The 23705-nt window shown below is 62.9% G+C and carries 20 protein-coding genes and 1 pseudogene; 15 read left to right on the top strand and 6 right to left on the bottom strand.

The window, feature by feature from the left end; all coding sequences use genetic code 11:
- The first annotated feature begins 10 nt into the window (after positions 1-10).
- The 12 genes from rlmH (at position 11) to ribF (ending at position 11718) form a co-directional block, all read left to right on the top strand.
- Positions 11-496 carry a 23S rRNA (pseudouridine(1915)-N(3))-methyltransferase RlmH gene (gene rlmH, locus JCM17207_RS05865; RefSeq protein WP_238316691.1) on the top strand — a complete coding sequence of 162 codons (486 nt, stop codon included), beginning with the start codon at positions 11-13 and terminating at the stop codon, positions 494-496.
- Between the two features lie 153 nt (positions 497-649).
- Complete coding sequence (locus JCM17207_RS05870; RefSeq protein WP_238316692.1) at positions 650-2071, top strand: glycine--tRNA ligase; 1422 nt, start codon at positions 650-652, stop codon at positions 2069-2071.
- A 186-nt stretch (positions 2072-2257) separates the two neighbouring features.
- Positions 2258-3499, top strand: a complete 1242-nt coding sequence (locus JCM17207_RS05875) for an aminopeptidase (RefSeq protein ID WP_238316693.1) — start codon at positions 2258-2260, stop codon at positions 3497-3499.
- Positions 3500-3682: 183 nt separating this feature from the next.
- Positions 3683-4168, top strand: coding sequence for a ribosome maturation factor RimP (rimP, locus tag JCM17207_RS05880; RefSeq protein ID WP_238316694.1), 486 nt, complete (start codon positions 3683-3685; stop codon positions 4166-4168).
- Between the two features lie 49 nt (positions 4169-4217).
- Positions 4218-5318, top strand: a complete 1101-nt coding sequence (gene nusA, locus JCM17207_RS05885; RefSeq protein ID WP_238316695.1) for a transcription termination factor NusA — start codon at positions 4218-4220, stop codon at positions 5316-5318.
- A 35-nt stretch (positions 5319-5353) separates the two neighbouring features.
- Positions 5354-5653 carry an RNase P modulator RnpM gene (gene rnpM / locus JCM17207_RS05890; RefSeq protein WP_238316696.1) on the top strand — a complete coding sequence of 100 codons (300 nt, stop codon included), beginning with the start codon at positions 5354-5356 and terminating at the stop codon, positions 5651-5653.
- Entirely contained in the window at positions 5637-6011 is a 375-nt protein-coding gene (locus JCM17207_RS05895) for a L7Ae/L30e/S12e/Gadd45 family ribosomal protein (protein ID WP_238316697.1), read from the top strand. Before rnpM ends, JCM17207_RS05895 begins: the two co-directional genes overlap by 17 nt.
- Complete coding sequence (gene infB, locus JCM17207_RS05900; protein WP_238316698.1) at positions 6008-8446, top strand: translation initiation factor IF-2; 2439 nt, start codon at positions 6008-6010, stop codon at positions 8444-8446. Before JCM17207_RS05895 ends, infB begins: the two co-directional genes overlap by 4 nt.
- A 39-nt stretch (positions 8447-8485) precedes the next feature.
- Positions 8486-8881 carry a 30S ribosome-binding factor RbfA gene (gene rbfA / locus JCM17207_RS05905; protein ID WP_238316699.1) on the top strand — a complete coding sequence of 132 codons (396 nt, stop codon included), beginning with the start codon at positions 8486-8488 and terminating at the stop codon, positions 8879-8881.
- 35 nt (positions 8882-8916) lie between these two features.
- On the top strand, positions 8917-9891 hold the full coding sequence (locus JCM17207_RS05910; protein WP_238316700.1) for a DHH family phosphoesterase: 975 nt from the start codon (positions 8917-8919) through the stop codon (positions 9889-9891).
- Positions 9891-10775, top strand: a complete 885-nt coding sequence (gene truB, locus JCM17207_RS05915; protein WP_238316701.1) for a tRNA pseudouridine(55) synthase TruB — start codon at positions 9891-9893, stop codon at positions 10773-10775. Before JCM17207_RS05910 ends, truB begins: the two co-directional genes overlap by 1 nt.
- A gap of 22 nt (positions 10776-10797) precedes the next feature.
- The gene (gene ribF / locus JCM17207_RS05920; protein ID WP_238316702.1) at positions 10798-11718 is read left to right on the top strand and encodes a riboflavin biosynthesis protein RibF; all 921 of its coding nucleotides are present in this window, start codon (positions 10798-10800) and stop codon (positions 11716-11718) included.
- Between the two features lie 121 nt (positions 11719-11839).
- On the opposite strand, the gene JCM17207_RS05925 is transcribed toward ribF, so the two are convergent.
- Positions 11840-13585: a carboxylesterase family protein gene (locus JCM17207_RS05925; RefSeq protein ID WP_238316703.1), complete on the bottom strand. Its 1746-nt coding sequence runs from the start codon at positions 13583-13585 to the stop codon at positions 11840-11842.
- 309 nt (positions 13586-13894) lie between these two features.
- On the opposite strand from JCM17207_RS05925, the gene rpsO reads away from it, so the two are divergent.
- Together rpsO and JCM17207_RS05935 are read left to right on the top strand one after the other, a co-directional pair.
- Complete coding sequence (gene rpsO, locus JCM17207_RS05930; RefSeq protein ID WP_005933138.1) at positions 13895-14149, top strand: 30S ribosomal protein S15; 255 nt, start codon at positions 13895-13897, stop codon at positions 14147-14149.
- 222 nt (positions 14150-14371) lie between these two features.
- Positions 14372-16510: a polyribonucleotide nucleotidyltransferase gene (locus JCM17207_RS05935; RefSeq protein WP_238316704.1), complete on the top strand. Its 2139-nt coding sequence runs from the start codon at positions 14372-14374 to the stop codon at positions 16508-16510.
- 141 nt (positions 16511-16651) lie between these two features.
- Here JCM17207_RS05935 and JCM17207_RS05940 read toward each other — a convergent pair whose 3' ends face one another.
- Together JCM17207_RS05940 and pyk are read right to left on the bottom strand one after the other, a co-directional pair.
- A complete protein-coding gene (locus JCM17207_RS05940; RefSeq protein WP_238316705.1) occupies positions 16652-17110 on the bottom strand; it encodes an S-ribosylhomocysteine lyase in 459 nt (152 codons plus the stop codon).
- A gap of 18 nt (positions 17111-17128) precedes the next feature.
- Positions 17129-18808, bottom strand: coding sequence for a pyruvate kinase (gene pyk, locus JCM17207_RS05945; RefSeq protein WP_309295404.1), 1680 nt, complete (start codon positions 18806-18808; stop codon positions 17129-17131).
- Positions 18809-18829: 21 nt separating this feature from the next.
- Here pyk and JCM17207_RS05950 point away from each other — a divergent pair.
- Positions 18830-19582, top strand: a pseudogene (locus JCM17207_RS05950) (phosphopentomutase); the annotation flags it as partial.
- A gap of 82 nt (positions 19583-19664) precedes the next feature.
- Here the strand turns inward: JCM17207_RS05950 and JCM17207_RS05955 are convergent.
- From JCM17207_RS05955 to JCM17207_RS05965, 3 genes are read right to left on the bottom strand one after another with little or no spacing between them, the layout of a single operon-like run.
- Positions 19665-21053, bottom strand: coding sequence for an LCP family protein (locus JCM17207_RS05955; protein ID WP_238316706.1), 1389 nt, complete (start codon positions 21051-21053; stop codon positions 19665-19667).
- Between the two features lie 36 nt (positions 21054-21089).
- On the bottom strand, positions 21090-21446 hold the full coding sequence (locus JCM17207_RS05960) for a NusG domain II-containing protein (RefSeq protein ID WP_238316707.1): 357 nt from the start codon (positions 21444-21446) through the stop codon (positions 21090-21092).
- A gap of 15 nt (positions 21447-21461) precedes the next feature.
- Entirely contained in the window at positions 21462-23393 is a 1932-nt protein-coding gene (locus JCM17207_RS05965) for an NAD(+) synthase (protein ID WP_238316708.1), read from the bottom strand.
- Positions 23394-23705 lie beyond the last annotated feature (312 nt).

Here is a 23705-nt window from a genome sequence, read left to right on the forward strand (position 1 = left end):
GGGGGAGAAAATGCAGAACATCGATTTAATCTGTGTGGGCAAACTCAACGCCAAATACTTCGCCGAGGGGGTGGCCGAGTACCAGAAACGGCTGGCCGCCTTTGCCAATTTCCGGATCATCGAGCTGCCGGAGGAAAAAATCGAGGAGAAAAACGCCTCGGACGCTCTGGTCCGCCGCGCCCTGGAAAAAGAGGGCAAAGCGATCCTCGCCAATGTCCGGAAAGGCGCGGCCCTGGTGGCCCTCTGTGTGGAGGGCAAACAGATCTCCAGCGAGGAGCTGGCGGACTTTCTGGCCCAGCGGGCCGGCAGCGGGGCAGGGGACGTGGCCTTTGTGATCGGTTCGTCTCACGGCCTGGCGGAGGAAGTCAAGCGGGCGGCGGTGCTCCGGTTCAGCATGGGGCGGATCACCCTGCCCCACCAGCTGGCCCGGCTTGTCCTCACCGAGCAGATTTACCGGGCCTGCACCATCAACAGCGGGCTGAAATACCACAAATAAGCGCCCCGCCGCTTGATAATTCGGCCAAAACATGATAGAGTAAAGACACTGCGGCCCCGGTGCGGGGGCGCGCCCGCCGGGAGGGAACACACCGCCGGGATACTATCACAACGACGCGGCAAACCAGCCGCGGACGGAAAGGATGTAACAGTTATGGAACAGAGCGAAAAGACCCTTGATATGATCGTCAATCTCTGCAAGAACCGCGGCTATATCTTCCCCGGTTCCGAGATTTACGGCGGTCTGGCCAACAGCTGGGACTACGGCCCCCTGGGCGTGGAGTTCAAGAACAACGTCAAGAAGGCCTGGCTGAAGAAGTTTGTGCAGGAGAGCCCCTACAACGTGGGCCTGGATGCTGCCATCATCATGAACCCCCAGACCTGGGTCACCACCGGCCATGTGGCCAGCTTCTCCGACCCGCTGCTGGACTGCAAGGCCTGCAAGTCCCGCCACCGCGCCGACAAGCTGATCGGGGATGTGCACCCCGAGGTCAACGTGGACGCCATGAGCTTTGACGAGATGGATGCGTTCATCGCCGAGCACGAGGACGTGGTCTGCCCCATCTGCGGCAAGCACGACTTCACCCCCATCCGCAAGTTTAACCTGATGTTCAAGACCGCCATCGGCGTCACCGAGGACAGCTCTTCCACCTGCTACCTCCGGCCCGAGACCGCCCAGGGCATCTTTGTCAACTTCGCCAACATCCAGCGCACCACCCGCCGCAAGCTGCCCTTCGGCGTCTGCCAGGTGGGCAAGGCCTTCCGCAACGAGATCACCCCGGGCAACTTCACTTTCCGGACCCGTGAGTTCGAGCAGATGGAGTGCGAGTTCTTCTGCAAGCCGGGCACCGATCTGGAGTGGTTCGCCTACTGGAAGGACTTCTGCAAGAACTGGCTGCTGAGCCTGGGCATCAAGGAGGAGCACCTCCGCCTGCGTGACCACGAGCCCGCCGAGCTGGCCTTCTACAGCCGCGCCACCACCGACATCGAGTACGCCTTCCCGTTCACCGAGTGGGGCGAGCTGTGGGGCATCGCGGACCGCACCAACTACGACCTGGGCCGCCATCAGGAGGCCTCTGGCAAGAGCCTGGAGTACTATGACTCCGAGACCAACGAGCACTACATCCCCTACGTCATCGAGCCCTCTCTGGGCTGTGACCGTGTGGCCCTGGCCTTCCTCTGCGAGGCCTACGACGAGGAGCACCTGGTTGACTCCAAGGGCAAGGAGGATGTCCGCACCGTCCTGCACCTGCACCCGGCTCTGGCTCCTTTCAAGTGTGCTGTCCTGCCCCTGAGCAAGAAGCTAGGCGACAAGGCCATGGAGATCCGCAACGAGCTGAGCAAGTACTTCATGGTGGACTACGACGACACCGGTTCCATCGGCAAGCGTTACCGCCGTGAGGATGAGATCGGCACCCCCTACTGCATCACCGTGGACTTCGACACCATCGGCGACGAGGCCAAGGGCATTGTGGCCGACAACTGCGTCACCGTCCGCGACCGCGACACCATGGAGCAGGTCCGTATGCCCATCAGCGAGCTGCGCGCCTGGCTGGAAGAGAAGATCGCCTTCTAATCCTGACCCCGGCAAAAACCTGTATCCTTCCCGGCCCCTGCTGCGTTTGCGGCGGGGGCCGTTTTTATCGCAGTTTGTACACAGAAAATTCGGATTTGCCCGGTGGACAAGGGGATACTACTTGCGCTATACTGGGACCAGAATTTACAGGATGCCGCCCCGGCGGCAGAAAGGAATGATATACCCATGGAAAACTTTGATGTTTTGCTGAAGAAATATGCCGATTTTATCGTCCGTGTGGGCTGCAACGTCCAGCCCCAGCAGACGTTGATCATCAACGCCTCTCTGGAGGCTGCCCCTCTGGCCCGCCTGTGCGTCCGCAGCGCCTTTGAGGCCGGCGCCCGGGACGTCCGGGTGGACTGGTCGGACAGCGCCGTCTCCCGCGCCCGGATGGAGCTGGCCAGCGAGGAGACTCTCTGCGAGGTGAAACCCTACGTCCTGCGCAGCTATCTGGACTACGCCGAGAGCGAGGGCGGGGCCTGTGTGCTCCACCTGCTGGCCGACGACCCCGAGAGCATGGCGGGTCTGGACGGCGGCAAGATCAGCCGGGTGAACGCCGCCCGCCGCAAGGCCCTGATGCCCTGGCGGGAGTACACCATGAACGACCGGATTCAGTGGTGCATCGCCGCCATGCCCAGCAAGCCCTGGGCCAAGAAGATCTTCCCCGAACTGAGCGAGGCAGATGCCGTCGAAAAACTCTGGCAGCTGATCTTTGACGTCTGCCGGGTCTCCGGCGGCGACCCCGTCACCGAGTGGCAGAGCCATCTGGCCCGCCTGGATGAGCTGGGCAAGAAGATGAATGCCCTGGACCTGGAGAGCCTCCACTTCACCAGCTCCAACGGCACCGACCTGACCGTGGGTCTTGCCGACGGCGCCATCTGGGAGAGCGCCGGCAGCAAGAACGAGAAGGGGGTGCCCTTCCTGCCCAACATCCCCACCGAGGAGGTGTTCACGGCCCCCCACAAGGATCGGGTGGAGGGCATCGTCTACGGCACCAAGCCCTATAACTACAACGGCCAGCTGATTAAAGGCTTCCATGTTACCTTCAAGAATGGCCGGATCGAAGAATACGGCGCCGAGGAGAACGAGGCGCTGCTGGGCGAGCTGCTGAACACCGACGAGGGCGCCCGTCACATCGGCGAGGTGGCGCTGGTCCCCGCTTCCAGCCCCATCAACCGGAGCGGCGCGCTGTTCTACAACACCCTGTTCGACGAGAACGCAGCCTGCCACATTGCCTTTGGCGCCAGCTACCCCGGCACCACCGCAGGGGGCACCGCCCTGTCCAAAGAGGAGCTGGAGGCCCGTGGCATGAACCAGTCCACCCTCCACGAGGACGTGATGGTGGGCGCCGAGGACACCGAGATCACCGGCCTGTGCCGGGACGGCCGCACCGTCCAGATCTTCAAGGGCGGCGAGTGGGTGCTCTGATTAGAACCCCATTTTGGGCAAAAATCCTGCCGCAGGCGACCGAATTTCGGGCCTGCCTGCGGCTTTTTGGCCCAAAACGCTTGCATATTTCCGCACGGTGTGGTATATTCTAATAGTACGAATACACGAATTTGGAAAGTGGGCCGCAAGGTCCGCTTTTCTTGTTTCTTTGGAGGTTTTTGGATGGCGAAGCAGTCGGGCGGCAATACCGCGCAACGGGTCGAAGCACTGGTCCGCCCCATCGTTGAGGGGATGGGCCTTCGGCTTTGGGATGTTGTCTTTGAGAAGGAGGGGCCGGACTGGTACCTGCGGGTGCTGATCGATCGGGACGGCCCCATGGATACCGACATCTGTGCAGAGGTCTCTCATGCGCTGGACCCCGTTCTGGACGAGGCCGACCCCATCGAGCAGAGCTACTACCTTGAGGTGGGCAGCCCTGGCTTGGGCCGCCGTCTGACCAAACCCGAGCACTACGACGCGCTCACCGGCCAGAAAATCCGGGTCCGGCTCTACCGCGCCAACGCCGCGGGCCAGCGGGAGTTTGCCGGGATTCTGACCGGCCGGGAGGGCAGCACCGTCACAGTCGAGACCGAGGCGGGCCCCGCATCCTTTGAGCTTCAGGCCGCCAGCATGGTGCGCCTGTGCGACGACGAAGATCTTTTCGGCTGACAAGCCTTTGATTTTGGATCAGAAAACATTGCAGGAGGAATAGACAAAAATGGCAGGCAACAACGAGTTTTTTGAAGCGCTCACCATGCTGGAGCACGAGCGCGGCATTACGGCCCAGTATCTGCTGGAGAAGATCGAGGCCGCGATTGTGATCGCAGTCAAGAAGAACTATGAGGTGGAGGACGACAACGTCCTGGTGGAGATCGACCCCGCCACCGGCAAGTTCAATGTGGCTCTGGTGCAGGACATTGTCCCCGACGAAGAGCTGGAGAACGAGCACACCCAGGTGGCCGAGAGCGATGCCCAGAACATCCGCAAGACCTACAAGGCCGGCATGCGTCTGGTGACCCCCCTCAAGACCAAGGAGTTCGGCCGGATCGCTGCCCAGACCGCCAAGCACGTCATCCGTCAGGGCATCCGGGAGGCCGAGCGGAGCCAGCAGCTCAGCGAGATCCAGTCCAAGAGCCATGACATCGTCCAGGCCACCGTCACCCGGATCGATCCCGAGAAGAAGATCGTCTCCCTGGATCTGGGCAAGGGCGGCGAGGCCATTCTGCCCCGGAACGAGCAGGTGCCCGGCGAGACCTACACCGAGGGCCAGATCCTCCAGGTGTATGTGGTGGACGTTCTCACCGGCGAGCGCGGCCCCCGGGTCATGATCAGCCGCACCCACCCCGGCCTGGTCAAGCGCCTGTTCGAGCTGGAAGTCCCCGAGATCTTCGACGGCACCGTCGAGGTCAAGGCCATCAGCCGGGAGGCTGGTGTCCGCACCAAGATGGCCGTTTGGTCCAAGGACCCCAACGTCAACCCCGTCTCGGCCTGCATCGGCCCCCACGGCGACCGTGTGGCCGCGGTTGTGGAGAAGCTGGGCGGTGAGAAGATCGACATCGTCCGCTGGAGCGAGGATGTCACCGAGTTCATCTCGGCAGCTCTCAGCCCCGCCAAGGTCCTGAAAGTCGAGCTGCTGCCCGGTGAGACCCGCTCTTGCCGTGTGACCGTGCCCGACCAGCAGCTGAGCCTGGCCATCGGCAACAAGGGCCAGAACGCCCGTCTGTGCGCCCGGCTGACCGGCTACAACATTGATATCCGCCCTGAGAGCGGCTACTACGGCGAGGAGGAAGAGAAGCCCGCCGCCGAGCCCGCCGAATAAGTCTCAAATAATCCACGCCAAGGGAGGGAAAACGGATGGCACAGAAAAAGATCCCCATGCGCCAGTGCATCGGCTGTCAGGAAAGCCGGCCCAAAAAAGAGCTGGTGCGGGTGGTTCGGGCCCCTACGGGGGAGATCAGCATCGACGCTGTGGGCAAAAAACCGGGCCGCGGGGCGTATCTCTGCCCCGACCCCGAGTGCCTGAAAAAGGCCCAGAAGAAAAAGGCGCTGGAACGCAGCTTTGAACAGCCTGTTCCCGCCGAAGTATATGAGGCGCTGGCCCTTCAGCTGAGCCAGACGGCCGGAAAGGAGGCGCAGGATGCCCAAACAGAATAAGCCCCAAAAACCTGCCCCCAACCCCGAGCAGGCGCTGTATCAGGCGCTGTCCCTCTGCCGCAAGGCGGGCCAGCTGACCATGGGCTTTGACGCGGTGGAAGAAGCCTGCGTCAAGGGCAAGGCCTGGCTGGTGCTGACGGCATCGGACGCGAGCCCCAAGACCGTGCAGCGGATGAAGAACGCCGTCGGCGATCTGGTCGACGTGCTGCCCATGCCGCTGACGCAGGACCAGCTGGCCGCGGTCTGCCACCGGGCGGTGGCGGTCTATGCGGTAACCGACCGCAACCTGGCGAAGCTCTGTTTCGACCGGCTGACCGACTGCGGCATTATCATGAATGAGGAGGAATTGAGCGAATGATCGTAAAATATAAAGTTGTCGATTTTGCAAAAGACATCAATCAGCCCGTCAAGAAGATCCTGGAGGAGCTGGCCGCCATGGGGAGCACCGGCAAGAAGAACAGCTCCCCCCTGGAGGAGAACGAGCTGAACTACCTGCTGGAGAAGTTCAGCCGCGCCAACAGCGAGACGGATCTGAGCGACTTTTTGAACAGCGGCAAGGCCCAGCCCGCCGAGAAGAAGCCCGAGGCCAAGAAGCCCGCCCAGGCGGAGAAGAAGGCTGCCCAGCCCGCTCCCAAGGCCGAGCAGGCCCAGCCCGCCGGCAATAAGGACGCCAAGCGCGGCCAGAAGAACGACCAGCCCCACAAGAAGCGGGAGGAGAAGACCGTCTCCTTCAGCGAGCTGGCCCGTCAGACCGGCGCCCAGGCTCCCAGCGCTTCCGCCCAGGCCGTGGAGGTTAAGCGGGAGAACAACCAGGTCATGGTGGACACCCGTACGGTGGATATGAACGTGGATCGCTTTGACGCCCGTTACGACGATCTGGCTTCCACCAAGAACACCGAGAACCGCCGCAAGCCCACCCCCCAGGGCAACAAGCAGAAGTTCACCCAGCGCAGCCAGCGCCAGCGTCAGCAGTTCCAGAAGGGCAAGCGGGAGAGCGAGTTCGAGCGTCTCCAGCGTCTCCAGCTGGAGAAGGCCCGGAACGCCCAGCTCAAGGTCATGATCCCCGACGAGATCACTGTGGGTGAGCTGGCCGCCCGCCTGAAACAGCAGGCCAACAAGGTCATCGCCAAGTTCATGCAGCTGGGCGAGATGCACGCCATCAACGACGTGGTGGACTTTGATACCGCCTCTCTGGTGGCCGAGGAGTTCCACGCCAAGGTCGAGCACGAGGTCCATGTGACCATCGAGGAGCGGCTGTTCGTCCAGGAGGAGGACGCCGCCGAGGATCTGGTGGAGCGTCCGCCGGTCGTCTGCGTCATGGGCCACGTCGACCACGGCAAGACCAGTATTCTGGACGCCATCCGCAAGACCAACGTCACCGCGGGCGAGGCCGGAGGCATCACCCAGGCCATCGGCGCTTACCAGGTCAAGATCAACGACAGCGTCATCACCTTCCTGGACACCCCGGGCCACGAGGCTTTCACCTCCATGCGTGCCCGCGGCGCCAACATGACCGACATCGCCGTGCTGGTGGTGGCCTCGGACGACGGCATCATGCCCCAGACTGTTGAGTCCATCAACCACGCCAAGGCCGCCGGCGTCAAGGTGATTGTCGCCATCAACAAGATGGATAAACCCACCGCCAACCCCGAGCGGGTCAAGGAGGGTCTGACCCAGTACGGCCTGGTGCCCGAGGACTGGGGCGGAGACGTGGCCTGCATCCCCGTCTCGGCCCTCACCGGCATGGGCATCAACGACCTGCTGGAGCGGATCGCTCTGGAAGCTGAGGTCATGGAGCTGAAGGCCAACCCCAACCGCCGCGCCAAGGGCGCCGTGGTGGAGGCCCGGCTGGATAAGGGCCAGGGCCCCGTGGCCACCATTCTGGTCCAGAACGGCACCCTGCACACCGGCGACGTCATCATCGCCGGCACCGCCGTGGGCCGTGTCCGCACCATGCGGGACGACAAGGGCCGCAACATCGCCGAGGCGACTCCCTCCACCCCCGTGGAGATCACCGGCCTGACCGCCGTGCCCGAGGCCGGCGACCTGTTCGAGGCCGTCGAGGACGAGCGCCTGGCCCGTGAGCTGGCCGAGAAGCGCGCCGCCGCCGCCAAGGAGAAGCAGTTCTCCGCCTTCCAGAAGGTTACTCTGGATAACCTGTTCACCCAGATGGCCCAGAACGACATGAAGGAACTGGCCATCATCGTCAAGGCCGACGTCCAGGGCTCCGCCGAGGCCGTCAAGCAGAGCCTGGAGAAGATCTCCAACGACGAGGTCCGGGTCCGGGTCATCCATGCAGGCGTGGGTGCCGTCAACAAGTCCGACGTGGACCTGGCCGACGCATCCAACGCCATCATCATCGGCTTCAACGTCCGCCCCGACAACGTCGCCAAGGAAGCCGCCGCTGCCACCAAGGTGGAAATGCGGATGTACCGCGTCATCTACGACGCCATCAACGATGTCACCGACGCTATGAAGGGCATGCTGGCACCCAAGTACCGCGAGGTCGCCCTGGGCGAGCTGCAGGTCCGCCAGGTGTACAAGATCAGCAACGTGGGCACCGTCGCCGGCTGCCGCGTGACCAACGGCAAGATCACCCGGGACAGCAAGGTCCGGGTTGTTCGCGACGGCATCGTGCTGGCCGAGGACGAGATCGCCTCTCTGAAGCGCTTCAAGGATGACGCCAAAGAGGTGGCCGAGGGCTTCGAGTGCGGCGTGACCCTGGCGAAGTTCAACGACGTCAAGGAAGGCGACGTGTACGAAGCATTCAAGATGGAGGAGTACCGCGACTGAGTTTGCCCCCTCCTCCCTAAAGGCTAAAGGAGATAAAAAATGTCGCAGAAGAACATGGGACGGCTGTCCCAGGATATGAAGCGTGAGCTGATCGCCATCATCGGCAAGCTCAAGGACCCTCGGCTGGAGGGCGGCCTTTTGACCGTCACCCGGCTGGATGTGACCCCCGACCTGGATGTGGCCAAAGTCTACGTCAGCGTTATGGGCCGGCCCGATGGGCCCGCCCCGGCCATTGAGGCGCTCAACCGCGCCGCGGGCCACGTGCGTACCGAGGTCAGCCGCAAAATGCACATCCGCAAGGCCCCCCGCTTCATCTTCATCGAGGATGACGGCGCAGCTTATGCGGCCCATATCAATGCGCTTCTCAAGGAGCTGAACGTGGAGAGCACCACCGAGGATTCGGCCGATCAGCCGGAGACCGGGGACGCTGAGTAACAGCTCCGCCTGAGAGGAAAGGATGGAATCGTGGCATGACAGAACAGCTGACTGTGCAGCAGATGGCCGAGCGCCTGCTGGCTGCGGACAACATTTTGATTCTGTGTCATAAAAACCCGGATGGGGATACTCTGGGCTGCGGCGGCGCTTTGTACTATGCGCTGCGGGCGCTGGACCGGACGGCAGGGGTGCTCTGCTCCGATCCGATCCCCCCGCAGTATGCGTACCTGAACCTGCATCTGTACAAAGGGGAGTTTGAACCCTCGCTGGTGGTTGCGGTGGATGTGGCGGGCATCCAGCTTTTTGGCGAGAACAACCGGGTGCCGGAGTTCGCCCGCCATGTGGACCTGTGCATCGATCACCACGCCGGGAACAACGGCTACGCCGAGTACACCCTGCTGGACGCGGGCGCGGCCGCCACGGCCGAACTGCTCTGCGAGGTGATCGAGGCCATGGGGGTGGCCCTCACCCCCCATATTGCGGATTGCCTCTATACCGGCTTGGCGACGGATACTGGCTGCTTCAAATTCTCCAGCACCACGGCCCGGACCCATCGGGTGGCGGCCAAGCTGGTGGAAGCCGGGGCGCACCTGGAAGAGCTGAACACCCTGCTCTTTGACAACAAGTCCCCCGAGCGGATGGAGGCCGAGCGGATCGCCCGGAACCATCTGGAATACTATCTGGATGGCCGCTGTGCTCTGATTTACCTCACCCGGGATGAGATTGCGGCCACCCGGGTGGACCCCGCTGATCTGGAAGAACTCACCAGCCTGCCCATCAGCATTGCGGGGGTCAAGGTGGGGCTGACCCTCCGGCAGCAGCCGGGGGGCAGCTACCGGATCAGCGTCCGCACCGCCAAAGGGGTGGACGCCTGCGCCATCGCCCGGCGCCTGGGGGGCGGCGGCCACGGCCGGGCTGCCGGCTGTGAGCTGCTGGGCAACCTGGAAAACGCCAAGAGCGCCATCCTCGCCGAGGTGGAAGCGGAACTCAATGCCCGGGAGGAAGGCTGATGCAGGGAATCCTGATTGTTGATAAACCCCAGGACTGGACCAGTTTCGATGTGATCGCAAAGCTCCGGGGCGTTTTGGGCACCCGCAAGCTGGGCCACAGCGGCACCCTGGACCCCATGGCCACCGGCGTTCTGCCCGTCTTTTGCGGCGGAGCCAGCAAGGCGGTGGACCTCCAGCTCAACCACGACAAAACCTACCGCGCCGCCCTCCGGCTGGGGGCTCGCACCGACACCGGCGACATCACCGGCCAGGTGCTGGAAACGGCCCCCGTCACCGCCGGGGAGGCGGAGCTGAAAGCAATTTTACCCCAATTCATCGGGCCCCAGATGCAGATTCCGCCCATGTATTCGGCGGTGAAAATCAACGGCCAGCCCCTCTATAAAGCGGCCCGCCAGGGCATCGAGGTGGAGCGGCAGCCCCGTCCCATCGAGGTCTATTCCATCGAATACGAGGGCAGCCCTGCCGCCGATACCTACGAGCTGACGGTCCGCTGCTCCAAGGGTACCTACATCCGTACCCTGCTGGAGGATATCGCCGCGGCCATGGGCCAGAAGGGCACCATGAGCGCCCTGCGGCGGATCCAGGCCGGGGTGTATGGAGAGGCCGACGCCCACACCCTGGAGGAGATTTTGGCCGCCAAAGCGGAGGGCCGGCTGGAGGAGCTGCTGCTGCCGGTGGAGAGCGTTTTTGAATCGCTGCCCCTCTTGACAGTGGCGCTCCGGGTGGAACAGCACCTTTACAACGGCTGCCCCACCAGCCGCTACCCGGCCGCCGACGGGCGGTACCGGGTGCGGAATGAGGCCGGCCAGTTTTTGGGCCTGGCCCGGGTGGTGCAGGGGGTTCTCCGGGTGGAAAAGCTCTTTGTGGAGCGCAGTGCCGGATAAATTTTAAAGGAACAGAAAACCAATGCAGATTTATTCAGAACTTTCGCCCCTTGCCCTGGGCGAGAAACAGGGTGCGGCGGTGGCCATGGGCTACTTTGACGGCATCCACATCGGGCACCGGTCGGTGATCGGCGGAGCGGTGGAGTGGGCCAGAGCCCACAACGCCGCGCCGGTGGTCTTTACCTTCCACCTGCCGATGGAGAACAAAATGAAGGGCAAACGGCTCATCTCCACGGCGGACAAACACCGCCTGATCGAGAGCCTGGGGGTGGAGCACTACCTGGTGCCCGATTTCGAGGCCATCAAGGGACTTTCGGCGGAGGAGTTTGTCCGGGGGATCGTCAAGGACTGCCACGCTCGGGCTTTGTTCTGCGGCGAAAACTTCACCTTTGGGGCCCGCGCTGCGGGCACTCCGGAGATGCTGCGGCAGCTCTGCGCCCCCCTGGGGGTGGAGGTGGTGGTCCTGCCCATGGCCCAGTTTGAGGAAAAACCCGTTTCCTCCACTCGCATCCGCACCGCACTGGAAGGGGGCGACATCCCGGCGGCCAACGCCATGCTGGGCATGCCCTACGCCATCCGGTTCTCGGTCCAGCACGGCAAGGGGCTGGGCCGTACCCTGGGGGTGCCCACCATCAACCAGATCTACCCGGCGGGCTACCAGCTGCCCCGGTACGGCATCTATATTACCCGCACCTGCATCGACGGGGTGTGGTATCCCTCGGCCACCGGCCTGGGCACCCGCCCCACCGTCAACGACGACATCACTCAGGTGACCTGCGAGACCTTTATCCCCGATTTCAAGGGGGATCTCTACGGCCAGGACCCGGTGGTGGAGTTCCACGCCTATCTGAGCCCCAGCAAGAAGTTCGACAACCTGGACCAGCTGCGGGATTGCATCCAGAATGCAGCCCGCCGCGCCCGGGAATATTTCGGCCAGGGCTGAGCACCCCCCGACCCAATAAATCAACAGGCCCGCACCCCGGAGAGCATTGCTCCCCGCTGGTGCGGGCCTGTTTTTATGGAAATGACAGTGGGCTTAAAGGGGAGTCAAAAGGGGAGAGAACTTACTTCCAGAGGGTGGGGTTGCCGTAGCGGGCATCCAGGGCGGCGCTGAACCAGCGGCCGTTCATCACGTTGCGGATCACGCCGGTCTTGACCTCGGCGGGGATGGTGGCGTCGGCGTCCATCCGGTCCATGATGGCGTCGTAGGTGGTGGAGACATCCTTCATGGCCAGAACGTCGTTCAGGGCATCGGCATCCATCACCAGGCTCAGCTTGTTCTCGGGAGTCCAGTTCTGCCAGACCAGGTCGGGGCTCTTGGCGCCGGAGAACAGGGTCTTGATGCCGAAGAGGGAGCCGTCGCTGTTGGGGTTGCCCGAGACCAGGAAGTTCTTTAAGTAGAGGTTGAACTGCTCGGCCATGGCCTGGTAGCCCGCCTGGCTGAAATCGTACATCCCTGCATAGTTGTGGACGGAGGAGAGCATGGGGACAAAGATGCCGTGGAAGGAGCCCAGCACCGGAATGGTGGACAGGCTGGCGTCGGAACCATACTCCACCTGGCACAGGTAGATGTTGGCGTCGTAGTTCTGGTACATGGTCTCGGCGCTGCACTGGGCGTTGAAGATCCGGTACATATCGGAGCCGTACTTGCAGCCGAAATTGTTGGCCGCCTGGACGATTTCGGCGCTCAGACCGGCCATGGCGTCGCTGGAATAGTAGGGGTCGAAGTTATTGAACATGCTGAACTCGGTACTGCCGGTGAGCATGATCAGGGGCACGCTGTTGTACTGGGTGGTGGCAAAACCCTCTTTCGGCAGGGTGACGCCGTCGCCGTACAGATGGGGGAAGGCGCTCATCCGGATGCCCGCGTTGCCCATCAGGGCGCAGAGCCGGGCGGAATCCAGAGAGTAGAGCCAATCCTTCACGTCGGCGCCGGAGGTCATCAGCCAGGCTTTGGCGGAAGCCTCGTCGGCAAACAGGCCATCCTCCACTGCCAGGGGGGCGATGGCCCAGGCAATCTGGCTGGCGCTGGCGGCCTCGTCGGCGATGGTCATGCCGCCCGAGAAGGCAATGGCTTTCTGGAACCGGCCGGTGAACAGGGGGCTCACCAGCATGGCCATGACGTCACGGCCGCCCGCCGAGAAGCCGGAAATGGTGATGTTGTTGGGGTCGCCGCCGAACTGGGCGATGTTCTCCTTGACCCAGTCCAGAGCCTTGGAGATGTCCAGCAGGGTATAGTTGCCAGTGTCATCGGCACCCGTCTGGAGGGCGGGCAGGCAGTTGAAGCCGAACAGGCCCAGGCGGTAGTCCAGGGTGACAAAGACGCAGTCATCCTTCACCACCAGCTCGCTGCCCAGAACCTCCTTGGTGTTGCCGGTCTGGTTGTTGCCGCCGTGGATAAAGACCAGCACCGGCCGCTTATAGGCGTCGGGGGTGGCGTAGACATCCAGCTTGAGGCAGTCCTCGGTGCCGATGGGCCCGTTGCTGTACTGATAGGCCACCTCGCTGGCGGCGGTGCAGTCCTTGGTCTCGGACCAGGGGGCGGGGTCCTGCGGGGGGCACCAGCGCAGATCGCCCACCGGGGCGGCGCCATAGGGGATGCCATACCACACCAGATGGTCGCCGTTGTCCTTGCCCAGAATGGGGCCGAAGCTGGTGTTCCGCAGGGCGGTGATGTCGGGGCGCAGCAGGCCCAGGCAGTTCTCCTCCGGCCCGGCGGCGGAGGCGCTCAGGCTAAAGCCGGCGGCCATGGTGGCGGCCGCAGCCGCTTTTAGGAAATTGCGGCGGGTGATCTTTCTTGCAGTGTTCATAATACGTTCCTCTTTCTCTCTCTTGCCAAGCCGAAACCGGCTTGTGATTTTTTTTGCACAATCTCTCAAAATTGTGCACTCTACATAATGATTATACTATTTGTTCACGACTTTTCAAGATGTTGTGGGAATTTTGCGGAAAAATATAAAATTAACAAAGGCGGGGAACACGCTTGCTTTTTCCTCGGACTTTTGATATAATACATCTGTTACCGTGGCGAGGTTCTGGGGGTATGCCCTGCAACAGGGAAGACCGGTCCCCATTGCTGCGCCGCCGGCAAATAATATTTTATAAAGAGGTACTGTAACATGAACAAGCAGGAAGTTATGGCCAAGGTCGCCCTCACCGAGAAGGACACTGGCTCCCCCGAGGTCCAGGTCGCTCTGCTGACCGCTCACATCAACGAGCTGAACGAGCACCTGAAGAAGAACCCGAACGATCACCACAGCCGCCGTGGTCTGATGAAGATGGTTGGCCGCCGCCGCAATCTGCTGGCCTACCTCCAGAAGAAGGACATCGAGCGTTATCGTGCTCTGATCGCTACCCTGGGTTTGCGTAAGTAATTCAACAAAGAGGGGGCAGGTACCGGTTTTTGGGTGCCTGCCCTTTTGGCTATTCTCCACCAGGAACAAAAAGCCCTCTGCTGCGTGTTGCAGCAGTAAACCGAGCGGCCGGGCGATGCACAGCCGTTGGGTTTATTGCTATAGCTCGCGGCGGCGGCTTTTGGGATAAAACGCGGCGCCCCGGCAGGGCGGCGCTTGATAAAGGACAAGGAGGCAAAAACAATGGCAATCGAATTTGGTTCCCGCAAAGAGACCTTCCCGAACTACAAGGTCTACGAGACCATGCTGGCCGGCCGCCCGTTCAAGGCCGAGATGGGCAAGATGTGCGGCCTGTCCAATGCCAGCGCGATGATCCGCTACGGCGAGACCGTCGTGATGTGCAACGTCACCATGAGCCCCAAACCCCGCGAGGGGGTGGACTTCTTCCCCCTGAACGTGGAATACGAGGAGAAGCTCTACGCCGCAGGCCGCATCCCCGGCAGCTTTATGCGCCGTGAGGGCCGCCCCGGCGAGCGGGCCATCCTGACCAGCCGTGTGGTGGACCGCCCCATGCGCCCCCTCTTCCCCAAAGAGATGCGCAACGACGTCTGCATCACCATGACGGTTATGAGCCTGGACCCCGACTGCAGCCCCGAGATCGCCGGCATGATCGGCGCCTCTCTGGTCACTGCCGTGTCCGAGATCCCCTGGAACGGCCCCATCGGCGGCGTCCAGGTGGGCCTGGTGGACGGCGAAATCGTCCTGAACCCCACCTATGAGCAGCGCCGCCAGAGCGATCTGGCCCTGACCGTTGCCGCCACTATGGACAAGATCGTCATGATCGAGGCCGGCGCCAACGAGGTGGACGAGGATACCATGCTCAAGGCCATCAAGACCGCCCACGAGGAGATCAAGAAGATCATCGAGTTCATCAACCGGATCGTGGCCGAGCGGGGCAAACCGAAGATCGAGTTCCAGACCGTGGGCCTGGATATGGATATCTTCCACGCCATCAAGGAGCAGTATCTGGACGACTTCAAGGCCGCCATGGACACCGACGACAAGAACGTCCGGGACGCTGCCCTGCGGCCCATCATGGACAAGATCGCCGAGCAGTACCCCGACCTGTCCGACGCCGACCTGGAGCTGGTCAGCTATAAGATGCAGAAGTTCGTGGTCCGCCGCTGGCTGCTGGACGAGGGCAAGCGTGTGGACGGCCGCGGCATCAACGAGATCCGTCCCCTGGCCGCCGAAGTGGGCATCCTGCCCCGGGTCCACGGCTCCGGCATGTTCACCCGCGGCCAGACCCAGGTTCTGACCACCTGCACCCTGGGCAGCACCAAGGACAACCAGCTGATGGACGATCTGACCGACGAGCAGACCAAGCGGTATATCCACCACTATAACTTCCCGCCCTACTCTGTCGGCGAGGCCCGTGCACCCCGCAGCCCCGGCCGCCGCGAGATCGGCCACGGCGCTCTGGCCGAGCGGGCTCTGGTGCCTGTCCTGCCCTCTCTGGAGGAGTTCCCCTACACCATCCGCTGTGTGTCTGAGGTCCTGAGCTCCAACGGCTCCACCTCTCAGGCTTCCATCTGCGGCTCCACTCTGGCCCTGATGGATGCAGGCGTGCCCATCAAGGCCCCCGTGGCCGGCATCTCCTGCGGCCTGATCACCGAGGGCGACCGCTGGATGACCATGCTGGACATCCAGGGCGTGGAGGACTTCCACGGCGATATGGACTTCAAGGTGGGCGGCACCCGCAAGGGCATCACCGCCATCCAGATGGACATCAAGATCGACGGCCTGACCTATGAGATCATCGCCGACGCCTTCGAGAAGTGCCGCAAGGGCCGCCTGTATATCCTGGACGAGATCATCAAGCCGGTCATCGCCGAGCCTCGCGCCGAGCTGAGCCGCTGGGCCCCCAAGATGTTCAGCATGATGATCCCCACCGACAAGATCAAGGACGTCATCGGCAAGGGCGGCAAGGTGATCCAGGAGATCTGCGCCAACTGCAACTGCAAGATCGACGTGCAGGAGGACGGCCATGTCTTCGTCTCCGCCGTGGATCAGGAGGACGCCAAGCGGGCCATCTTCACCATCAAGACCATTGTGGAGGATCCCGAGATCGGCGCCATCTACAAGGGCAAGGTCACCCGGCTGATGAACTTCGGCGCCTTCGTGGAGATCGCTCCGGGCAAGGAAGGCCTGGTCCACATCTCCAAGCTGGACACCAAGCGTGTTGAGCGGGTGGAGGACGTGGTGGCCGTGGGCGATGCCATCGTGGTCAAGGTCACCGACATCGACCAGCAGGGCCGCATCAACCTGAGCCGCCGGGACGCTATCCTGGCTCTGGAAGCCAAGAAGAACGCCCAGCAGTAAAAACTGAACCAGTTTATACCGGCTGGATAAAATGAGAAACCCCCTTCGATCGGACCCGCAATCTGCGGCATCTGGTCGAAGGGGGTTTTTTAGTGCGATTGTGGGATGGAAAATTGCGATCTGTAAAATACAAACTATATTTTACTTATCGTAGCGAAGATCCTCGGCGGTGAGATGTTCCAGCACCGGCAGCATGGCAGCGGCCTCCGCTTTGGCGGCGGGCAGATCCATGTCCCGGTAGTTGCCGCACTCCACCTCGCTGGCCCCGGGGATAGCGCCCTCAAAGGCCGCCATAAACCGGAAGGAATCCACCGTCAGGCTCAGAGCCTGGGCGGGGGTCAGGCCCCGGGTCAGCAGGTAAAAGCCGGTGCGGCAGCCCATGGGGCCGACGTAAATCACCGCGTCCTTATACTCGCTGTTCCGGGCGTAGGTGGCGAAGAGGTGCTCCAGGGTGTGGGCCGCGCCGGTGGAGAGGTAATCCCCCTGGTTGGGGCGCTTCATCCGGATGTCCCAGGTCAGCACGTCCCCGTCCTGGCGGCTCAGGTACATGCCCCGGTCCAGTTTGGTGTGGTCCACGCAAAAGCTTGCGATCCGTTCCATGGTGTCAGGCTCCTTTTCTCAGATCTGCAGGGACTGGACGCTGCCGTGGGCGCAGTCCACCGCGATGTCCAGGCCGTCCCGGATGTGGGTGGTGGCGCTGGTGGCGCCCACGATGGTGGGCTTGAGCAGAGCTTTGCCCACGATGGCGGCGTGGCTGTTCATGCCCGGCTCCTCTACCACCAGAGCGGCGGCATCCCGGATATAGGGCATCATGTCGTTGTTGGTGGCGGGGACGACCAGCACCATGCCGGGCTTGAACCGTGCCCGCACCTCTTCCAGAGTGCGGCAGACACAGGCTTTGCCGGTGGCGCTGGAGCTGTCGCAGTCCTCACGCTCGACCCCCACGCCCATGGCCAGGCAGTTGCCCACCATGTGGATCTTGACCATGTTGGTGGTGCCGCTGACGCCCACCGGCACGCCGGCGGTGACAACGGCCAGCTCGCCGTTGTGCAGGTAGCCGTTCTTCTCGGCCAGGGTGGTGGACATCTCGATCAGCTCGTCGGTGCTGTGGGCCAGGGGCATGATCAGCGGGGTAATGCCCCAGGACAGGGCCAGCTGGCGCTGGATCAGGGGCCGCATGACGCAGGCGATGATGGGCTGCACCGGGCGGTACTTGCTCAGCAGGCGGGCGGTGCTGCCGGACTCAGACACGGTGACGATGGCGCTGGCGTTCACGTCCTGGGCGGTCAGGCAGGCCGCGTGGGCGGTGGCGTCGCTGACGCTGGTTTTGTTGGTGACGTTCATCTGGGCCTTCCGCAGGCTGCGGTAGTGGGCCTCGTTCTCGGTGCGCTCAGCGATCAGGGCCATGGTCTTGAGGGCCTCCACCGGGTAGGCGCCCGCAGCGGTCTCGCCCGAGAGCATGATGGCCGAGGTGCCGTCGTAGATGGCGTTGGCCACGTCCGAGATCTCGGCGCGGGTGGGGCGGGGGTTGACCATCATGCTGTCCAGCATCTGGGTGGCGGTGATGATGGGCTTGCCGTAGGAGAAGGACCGGTCAATGATGCTCTTCTGGATGCCGGGCAGCTCAGCAAAATCCACCTCGACGCCCAGATCGCCGCGGGCCACCATGACGGCGTCGGCGGCGGCCAGAATGCTGTCGATGTTGTCGATGCCCTCCTGGTTCTCGATCTTGGCAATGATCCGGATCTCAGAGTCGTATTTGTTCAGCAGGTTGCGGATGTCGTAGACGTCCTGAGCGGTCCGGACAAAGGATGCGGCGATGAAGTCGAAGCCCTGCTCAATGCCGAAGATGATGTCGTCCCGGTCCCGCTGGCTCATATAGGGCATGGACAGGTGGACGCCGGGTACGTTGACGCCCTTCTTGTTCTTGATGGTGCCGTTGTTCAGGACCTCACAGACAATGTCGGTGTCGGTGACCGAACGAATGGACAGCTGAATCAGGCCGTCGTCCAGCATGATGGTGCCGCCTGCAACCACATCGTGGGGCAGGTCCTTATAGGTGATGGAGCAGATCTCGTTGGTGCCCTCCACCTCACGGGTGGTCAGGGTAAAGGTCTGGCCGGCCACCAGCTGCTCTTTGCCGTTGGCAAAATCCTTCAGCCGGATCTCGGGGCCCTTGGTGTCCAGCAGGGCGGCCACAGGCTGGCCCAGCTCCTCACGGATGGCCTTCAGTGCATCCAGACGGCCCTTGTGCTCCTCGTGGGAGCCGTGGGAAAAGTTGAAGCGGGCCACGTTCATGCCGTTTTCCACCAGAGCGCGGAGAACGCCCTCATCGTCTACACCAGCGCCGACAGCGTCTTCCAGGTGGCAGCCAACGAGCGGCTGGTGCCGGTGCCCGAGCTCTACCGCTACTGCGAGATCGCCCGGGAGATGCTGACCGGCAAGTACGGCGTGGGCCGGGTCATTGCCCGCCCCTTTATCGGCGAGACGGCGGATACCTTCGCCCGGACCACCAACCGCCACGACCTGAGCCTCAAGCCCCCCCGCGATACCATGCTGGACATCCTCAAGGCGGCGGGCCGGGATGTCATCGCCGTGGGCAAGATCTATGACATCTTCGATGGCCAGGGCGTCACCGAGAAGATCAAGACCACCGGCAACACCAACGGCATCGCCTTCACCAAGGCGCTGCTGACTCGGGATTTCGAGGGCCTGGCCTTCGTCAACCTGGTGGACTTCGATATGCTCTACGGCCACCGGCGGGATGTGGCGGGCTACGCCGCCGCTGCCACCGAGTTCGACGCATTTCTGGCGGAGTTCATCCCCCAGATGCGGGAGGAGGATCTGCTGATGATCACCGCCGACCACGGCTGCGACCCCTCCTACACCAAGACCACCGACCACACCCGGGAGTATGTGCCCTATCTGGTCTGCGGCAAACCGGTGAAGGCCGGGGTAGACCTGGGCACCCGCCAGGGCTTCGGCACCATCGCGGCCACCGTCTGCGAGTATCTGGGTGTGGATGCTCCCACCCTGGACGGCAAGAGCGTCTGGAACGAAATCAAAGCCTGATTGAAATAAACCAAAGAGAAAACCCCCGGCCCTGGGCAGCTGTCCCAAGGGCCGGGGGCCTTTATTGTTTTGTTGAGGGGGGTCAGGCGGCGGGTTCTGAGGCGGCCGCGTCTGAAGAGGCGGTGCTGTCAGCGGGGGTTTCGCTGGGGGCGGGCTCGCCGCTTACCACCGACTGGATCAGGGCCTGGGCCCCGGCCACCGATTCCTCATCGGGTTTCATCACATAGAGCTTTTGACCCTTGGCGGAATAGCACTGGGTGCTGGAGCTGCTGGAGCCGGTGACGGAATAGCTCTCAATGCTCCACTCGGCAAAGTCGGTCAGCTGCATCCGCACCAGGGCGGCGATCTGCTCGCTGGACAGGCTGGTGACAAAGCAGTCGGAGACGGCGGCCATCAGCCGGGTGTAGCTGGTGAGCAGGGCGGGGGAACGGAGTTTGTCCAGCATGGCCTGGATGACCTTCATCTGGTTGATGCCCCGCTGGATGTCGCCGGTGGCGAAGGCGTGGCGCTCCCGGGCGAAGGCCAGGGCGGCGGCGCCGTCCAGGTGGTTCCAGCCCTCCACAAAGTCGGTGGGATTATAGTAGCCGGGGCTGCCCACCGAGGTGAAGGTGTAGTCGGAATAGACGTCAATGCCGCCCATGGCGTCCACGATCTCCATGAACCCGGCGAAATTGATCCGGATGTAATACTCCACATCCACCCCGTACAGCCCGCCGAGGGTGGCCATGGAGGTCTCGACGCCGTAAAGGCCCGCGTGGGTCAGCTTGTCTTTGCTGTCGGTCCCCGCCAGGTCCACATAGTAGTCCCGGGGCGTATTGATCAGCGCCACCCGCTTGGTCACAGGGTTGACCACCGCCAGAATGTTCACGTCACTGCGGGCGTTCTCGGTCAGCTCGCCCCGGGTGTCCACACCGCTCAGGTAGACCACAAAAGGCTCGGACACAATGGCCTGGGCCTCGGGGCCGACCACTTCGCCGGCGGTCACATTGTCCAGGGCGTTGAGGCCGTGCTCGGCAAAGACACAGCCCACCGCCATGGCCACACTGAGGATCAGGGAGGCGAACCGGGCCAGAAAACCCCGGACTTTATACTGCTGGCACTGCCAGAACAAAAGCCAGATAAGGCCCAGCAGGGCGCCCAGAATCACCAGATAATGCAGGGGCAGCATCTGGGTGCGGTAGAGCTGCACCAGGGCGGCAATGGTCAGAAGCGCTTGTACAAAGAGCATAAAGTAGCCTCGTTTGGGTGGATGAGGGGCGGGCTGAGCGCTCCGGGCCGGGCCGCTGGCAGACCGGCGGCGGGGGGCAGAAGAAGCGCTCGGAGGCTTTTGGTGGGAGTGGGTGTCCGCGCGGAAAAACGCCGAGCTGTCCACTACCACCGGCTCGTCCTCCTCTGGACGGGTGGTGCGCTGGATGCGCCGGGGGTACTGGGGCCCCGAGCCCTGAAATTTGGAATCATCCCGATGTTTCATGAGAGAATCCTTCCATCTCCTTTGATTGAGCTGCCCTTATTCCGCCGGCACAATGGTGAGCACGGCGCGGGCGGGCAGGCAGGTGGCAGATTGGTCCTCGGCGGAAATCCAGCCGAAGCCCTCGCAGATGTGGTCGTGGCAGGGCGAGTCGATGAACCGGGCCGCCCCGTCCTGAACCTGGATGTGGACGGTGAGATAACCGGTGTCGATGTCGTAGGTGGCGTCCTTGTCCAGATCAAAAACAAGTGAGTTGTTGCTGTCGCCGTAGATCAGCTGGGCGGCCAGCTGGGCCTCGGGGTCCTGCTGGGCGGCCCGCAGGCCGAACAAAAGCCCGGCGGCGGCCAGAATCACGGCGGCAAAGATCAGATTGATAAGCAATTTTTTGCGCTGCATGACAAGTTGGTTCCTTTACAGAGAGTGGTGGAGGGGCAGCTGCTCCAGTTCCGCCAGCCAGAGGGCCGCGCTGGCGTCGCTGGGCATCCGCCAGTCGCCCCGGGGCGAGAGGGTCACGCTGCCCACCTTGGGGCCGTCGGGCAGGCAGCTGCGCTTGAACTGCTGGGCGAAGAACCGCCAATAGAAGTTGCGCAGCCATTTGTAGAGCACCTCGTCGGGGTACTCGGCCCGGCCCGCAAAAGCCGCCTTGGCCAGCCGGAAAATCTTGGCCGGCCCGAAGCCGAACCGGAGCACATAATACAGGTAGAAGTCGTGGAGCTCATAGGGGCCCACCAGGTCCTCGGTTTTCTGAGCGATTTCCCCGTCCTTGGCGGGCAGCAGCTCGGGGGAGACGGGGGTGTCCAGAATGTCCAGCAGGACTTTTTGGAGCGCGCCTTCCCCGGCGGCGTCGGCCTCGTACCGGACCAGGTGCCGCACCAGAGTCTTGGGAACCCCGGCGTTGACGCCGTACATGCTCATGTGGTCGCCGTTGTAGGTGGCCCAGCCCAGGGCCAGCTCCGAAAGATCGCCGGTGCCCACCACCAGGCCCCCGGTCCGGTTGGCCAGATCCATCAGTTCCAGGGTACGGACCCGGGCCTGGCCGTTCTCAAAGGTCACATCCAAAACGCTCTCGTCCTGGCCGATGTCTGCAAAATGGCTGTGGACGGTCCGGGCAATGTCGATCTCCTGGAAGCTGACCCCCAGCTCGTTGCAGAGGATCTCGGCGTTGCTGCGGGTGCGCTTGGTGGTGCCGAAGCAGGGCATGGTCACCGCCAGCACGTCGGCGGCGGGGCGGCCCAGCTGCTTCATGGCCCGGACGGCCACCAGCAATGCCAGGCAGCTGTCCAGCCCGCCCGAAATGCCGATGACGGCTTTTTTAGCCCGGGCGTGCTCCATCCGCTTTGCCAGGCCGTCGGCCTGCATGGTCAGGATCAGCTCGCAGCGGGCGGCCCGGCGGGCGGGGTCCCCGGGAACAAAGGGGGCCGGGTCCACCCAGCGGGTCAGGGCCGTTTCGGAGAGGTTCAGGTCAAAGTCCACCGTGACATAGCCGTCGGAGGTGGGCTCAAAGCTGGTGTTTTTGGCCCGCTCGCTCTCCAGCCGCTGGCAGTCCAGCTCGGTTTCGGCGATCTTGCCCCCAAAGGGCAGGGCCTCGGCCAACAGGGTGCCGTTCTCGGCGATCAGGTTGTGGCCCGCAAAGACCATGTCCTGGGTGCTCTCGCCGTGGGCCGCCGAGGCGTAAATGTAGCCGCAGAGCAGACGGGCGGACTGGTTTTCCACCAGGGCCCGGCGGTATTCGGCTTTGCCTACCGTCTCATCGCTGGCCGACAGGTTGGCGATGACGGTGGCCCCGGCCAGGGCGTGGAAGGTGGAGGGGGGCAGGGCGCTCCACAGATCCTCGCAGAGCTCCACCCCCAGCACAAAGCTCTCCAGCTGGCGGCAGCGGAAGAGCAGCGAGGTGCCGAAGGGTACTTCCTGGCCGCAGAGGGTGATCTGCTCCACCTCGCAGCTGCCGGGGGTGAACTGGCGCTTCTCGTAAAATTCGCCGTAGTTGGGCAGGTAGGTCTTGGGGACAACGCCCAGAATCTGCCCGCGGCAGACCACAGCGGCACAGTTGTACAGCTTGCCCCGGACCATCAGGGGCAGACCCACCAGGGCCACCAGATCCAGCCCGGCGCTGGCTTCCAGGATGCGGCCCAGCCCTTCCAGCGCGCCCTGCTGCAAGGTGCGCTGCAAAAACAGGTCGCCGCAGGTGTAGCCGGTGAGGCAAAATTCCGGGAAGACGGCCAGCTTGACCCCCCGCTGGGCGCAGTCCCGCAGCTGGGTCAGGATCTGGTCGGTGTTATATCCGCAGTCTGCCACCCGCAGCGCGGGGGAGAGGGCGGCTGCTTTCAGAAATCCATCTTTCATAGGATGCACATCCTGTCTTTTCTCGTTTTTTGCTGGGTTGCAGCAATACCATAGTATACCACATTCGCCCCCAAACGGAAAGCGAGAGTTGTAAAAACCTTGTGAACCGGCGCGAAATATTGTATGTCCAGAGCCGCAAAAAAACTGCCCGCCCCAGGGTGGATGAACTGCACCCCATTTGTTAGACAGTATGGTATACTGGATAACAAGTGGGGTGTTTTATTATGCCAAAAGGAATACCGAACAAACGCTACACGCCGGAATTTAAGCAACTGGTAGTAGAGACAATGCGAAAGGAACACATAAGTGTTC

Source organism: Faecalibacterium gallinarum (assembly GCF_022180365.1).
Classification (GTDB): Bacteria; Bacillota; Clostridia; order Oscillospirales; family Ruminococcaceae; genus Faecalibacterium; species Faecalibacterium gallinarum.

Excerpts from the sequence above, each read along its gene's own strand:
- truB (WP_238316701.1), top strand. The coding sequence starts at position 9,891 with ATGCAGGGAATCCTGATTGTTGATAAACCCCAGGACTGGACCAGTTTC.
- JCM17207_RS05960 (WP_238316707.1), bottom strand. The coding sequence starts at position 21,446 with ATGCAGCGCAAAAAATTGCTTATCAATCTGATCTTTGCCGCCGTGATT.
- infB (WP_238316698.1), top strand. The coding sequence starts at position 6,008 with ATGATCGTAAAATATAAAGTTGTCGATTTTGCAAAAGACATCAATCAG.
- rpsO (WP_005933138.1), top strand. The coding sequence starts at position 13,895 with ATGAACAAGCAGGAAGTTATGGCCAAGGTCGCCCTCACCGAGAAGGAC.
- nusA (WP_238316695.1), top strand. The coding sequence starts at position 4,218 with ATGGCAGGCAACAACGAGTTTTTTGAAGCGCTCACCATGCTGGAGCAC.
- JCM17207_RS05925 (WP_238316703.1), bottom strand. The coding sequence starts at position 13,585 with ATGAACACTGCAAGAAAGATCACCCGCCGCAATTTCCTAAAAGCGGCT.
- rnpM (WP_238316696.1), top strand. The coding sequence starts at position 5,354 with ATGGCACAGAAAAAGATCCCCATGCGCCAGTGCATCGGCTGTCAGGAA.
- rimP (WP_238316694.1), top strand. The coding sequence starts at position 3,683 with ATGGCGAAGCAGTCGGGCGGCAATACCGCGCAACGGGTCGAAGCACTG.
- pyk (WP_309295404.1), bottom strand. The coding sequence starts at position 18,808 with ATGAACGTGGCCCGCTTCAACTTTTCCCACGGCTCCCACGAGGAGCAC.
- JCM17207_RS05875 (WP_238316693.1), top strand. The coding sequence starts at position 2,258 with ATGGAAAACTTTGATGTTTTGCTGAAGAAATATGCCGATTTTATCGTC.
- rlmH (WP_238316691.1), top strand. The coding sequence starts at position 11 with ATGCAGAACATCGATTTAATCTGTGTGGGCAAACTCAACGCCAAATAC.
- JCM17207_RS05910 (WP_238316700.1), top strand. The coding sequence starts at position 8,917 with ATGACAGAACAGCTGACTGTGCAGCAGATGGCCGAGCGCCTGCTGGCT.
- JCM17207_RS05895 (WP_238316697.1), top strand. The coding sequence starts at position 5,637 with ATGCCCAAACAGAATAAGCCCCAAAAACCTGCCCCCAACCCCGAGCAG.
- JCM17207_RS05935 (WP_238316704.1), top strand. The coding sequence starts at position 14,372 with ATGGCAATCGAATTTGGTTCCCGCAAAGAGACCTTCCCGAACTACAAG.
- JCM17207_RS05940 (WP_238316705.1), bottom strand. The coding sequence starts at position 17,110 with ATGGAACGGATCGCAAGCTTTTGCGTGGACCACACCAAACTGGACCGG.
- ribF (WP_238316702.1), top strand. The coding sequence starts at position 10,798 with ATGCAGATTTATTCAGAACTTTCGCCCCTTGCCCTGGGCGAGAAACAG.
- JCM17207_RS05965 (WP_238316708.1), bottom strand. The coding sequence starts at position 23,393 with ATGAAAGATGGATTTCTGAAAGCAGCCGCCCTCTCCCCCGCGCTGCGG.
- JCM17207_RS05870 (WP_238316692.1), top strand. The coding sequence starts at position 650 with ATGGAACAGAGCGAAAAGACCCTTGATATGATCGTCAATCTCTGCAAG.
- rbfA (WP_238316699.1), top strand. The coding sequence starts at position 8,486 with ATGTCGCAGAAGAACATGGGACGGCTGTCCCAGGATATGAAGCGTGAG.
- JCM17207_RS05955 (WP_238316706.1), bottom strand. The coding sequence starts at position 21,053 with ATGAAACATCGGGATGATTCCAAATTTCAGGGCTCGGGGCCCCAGTAC.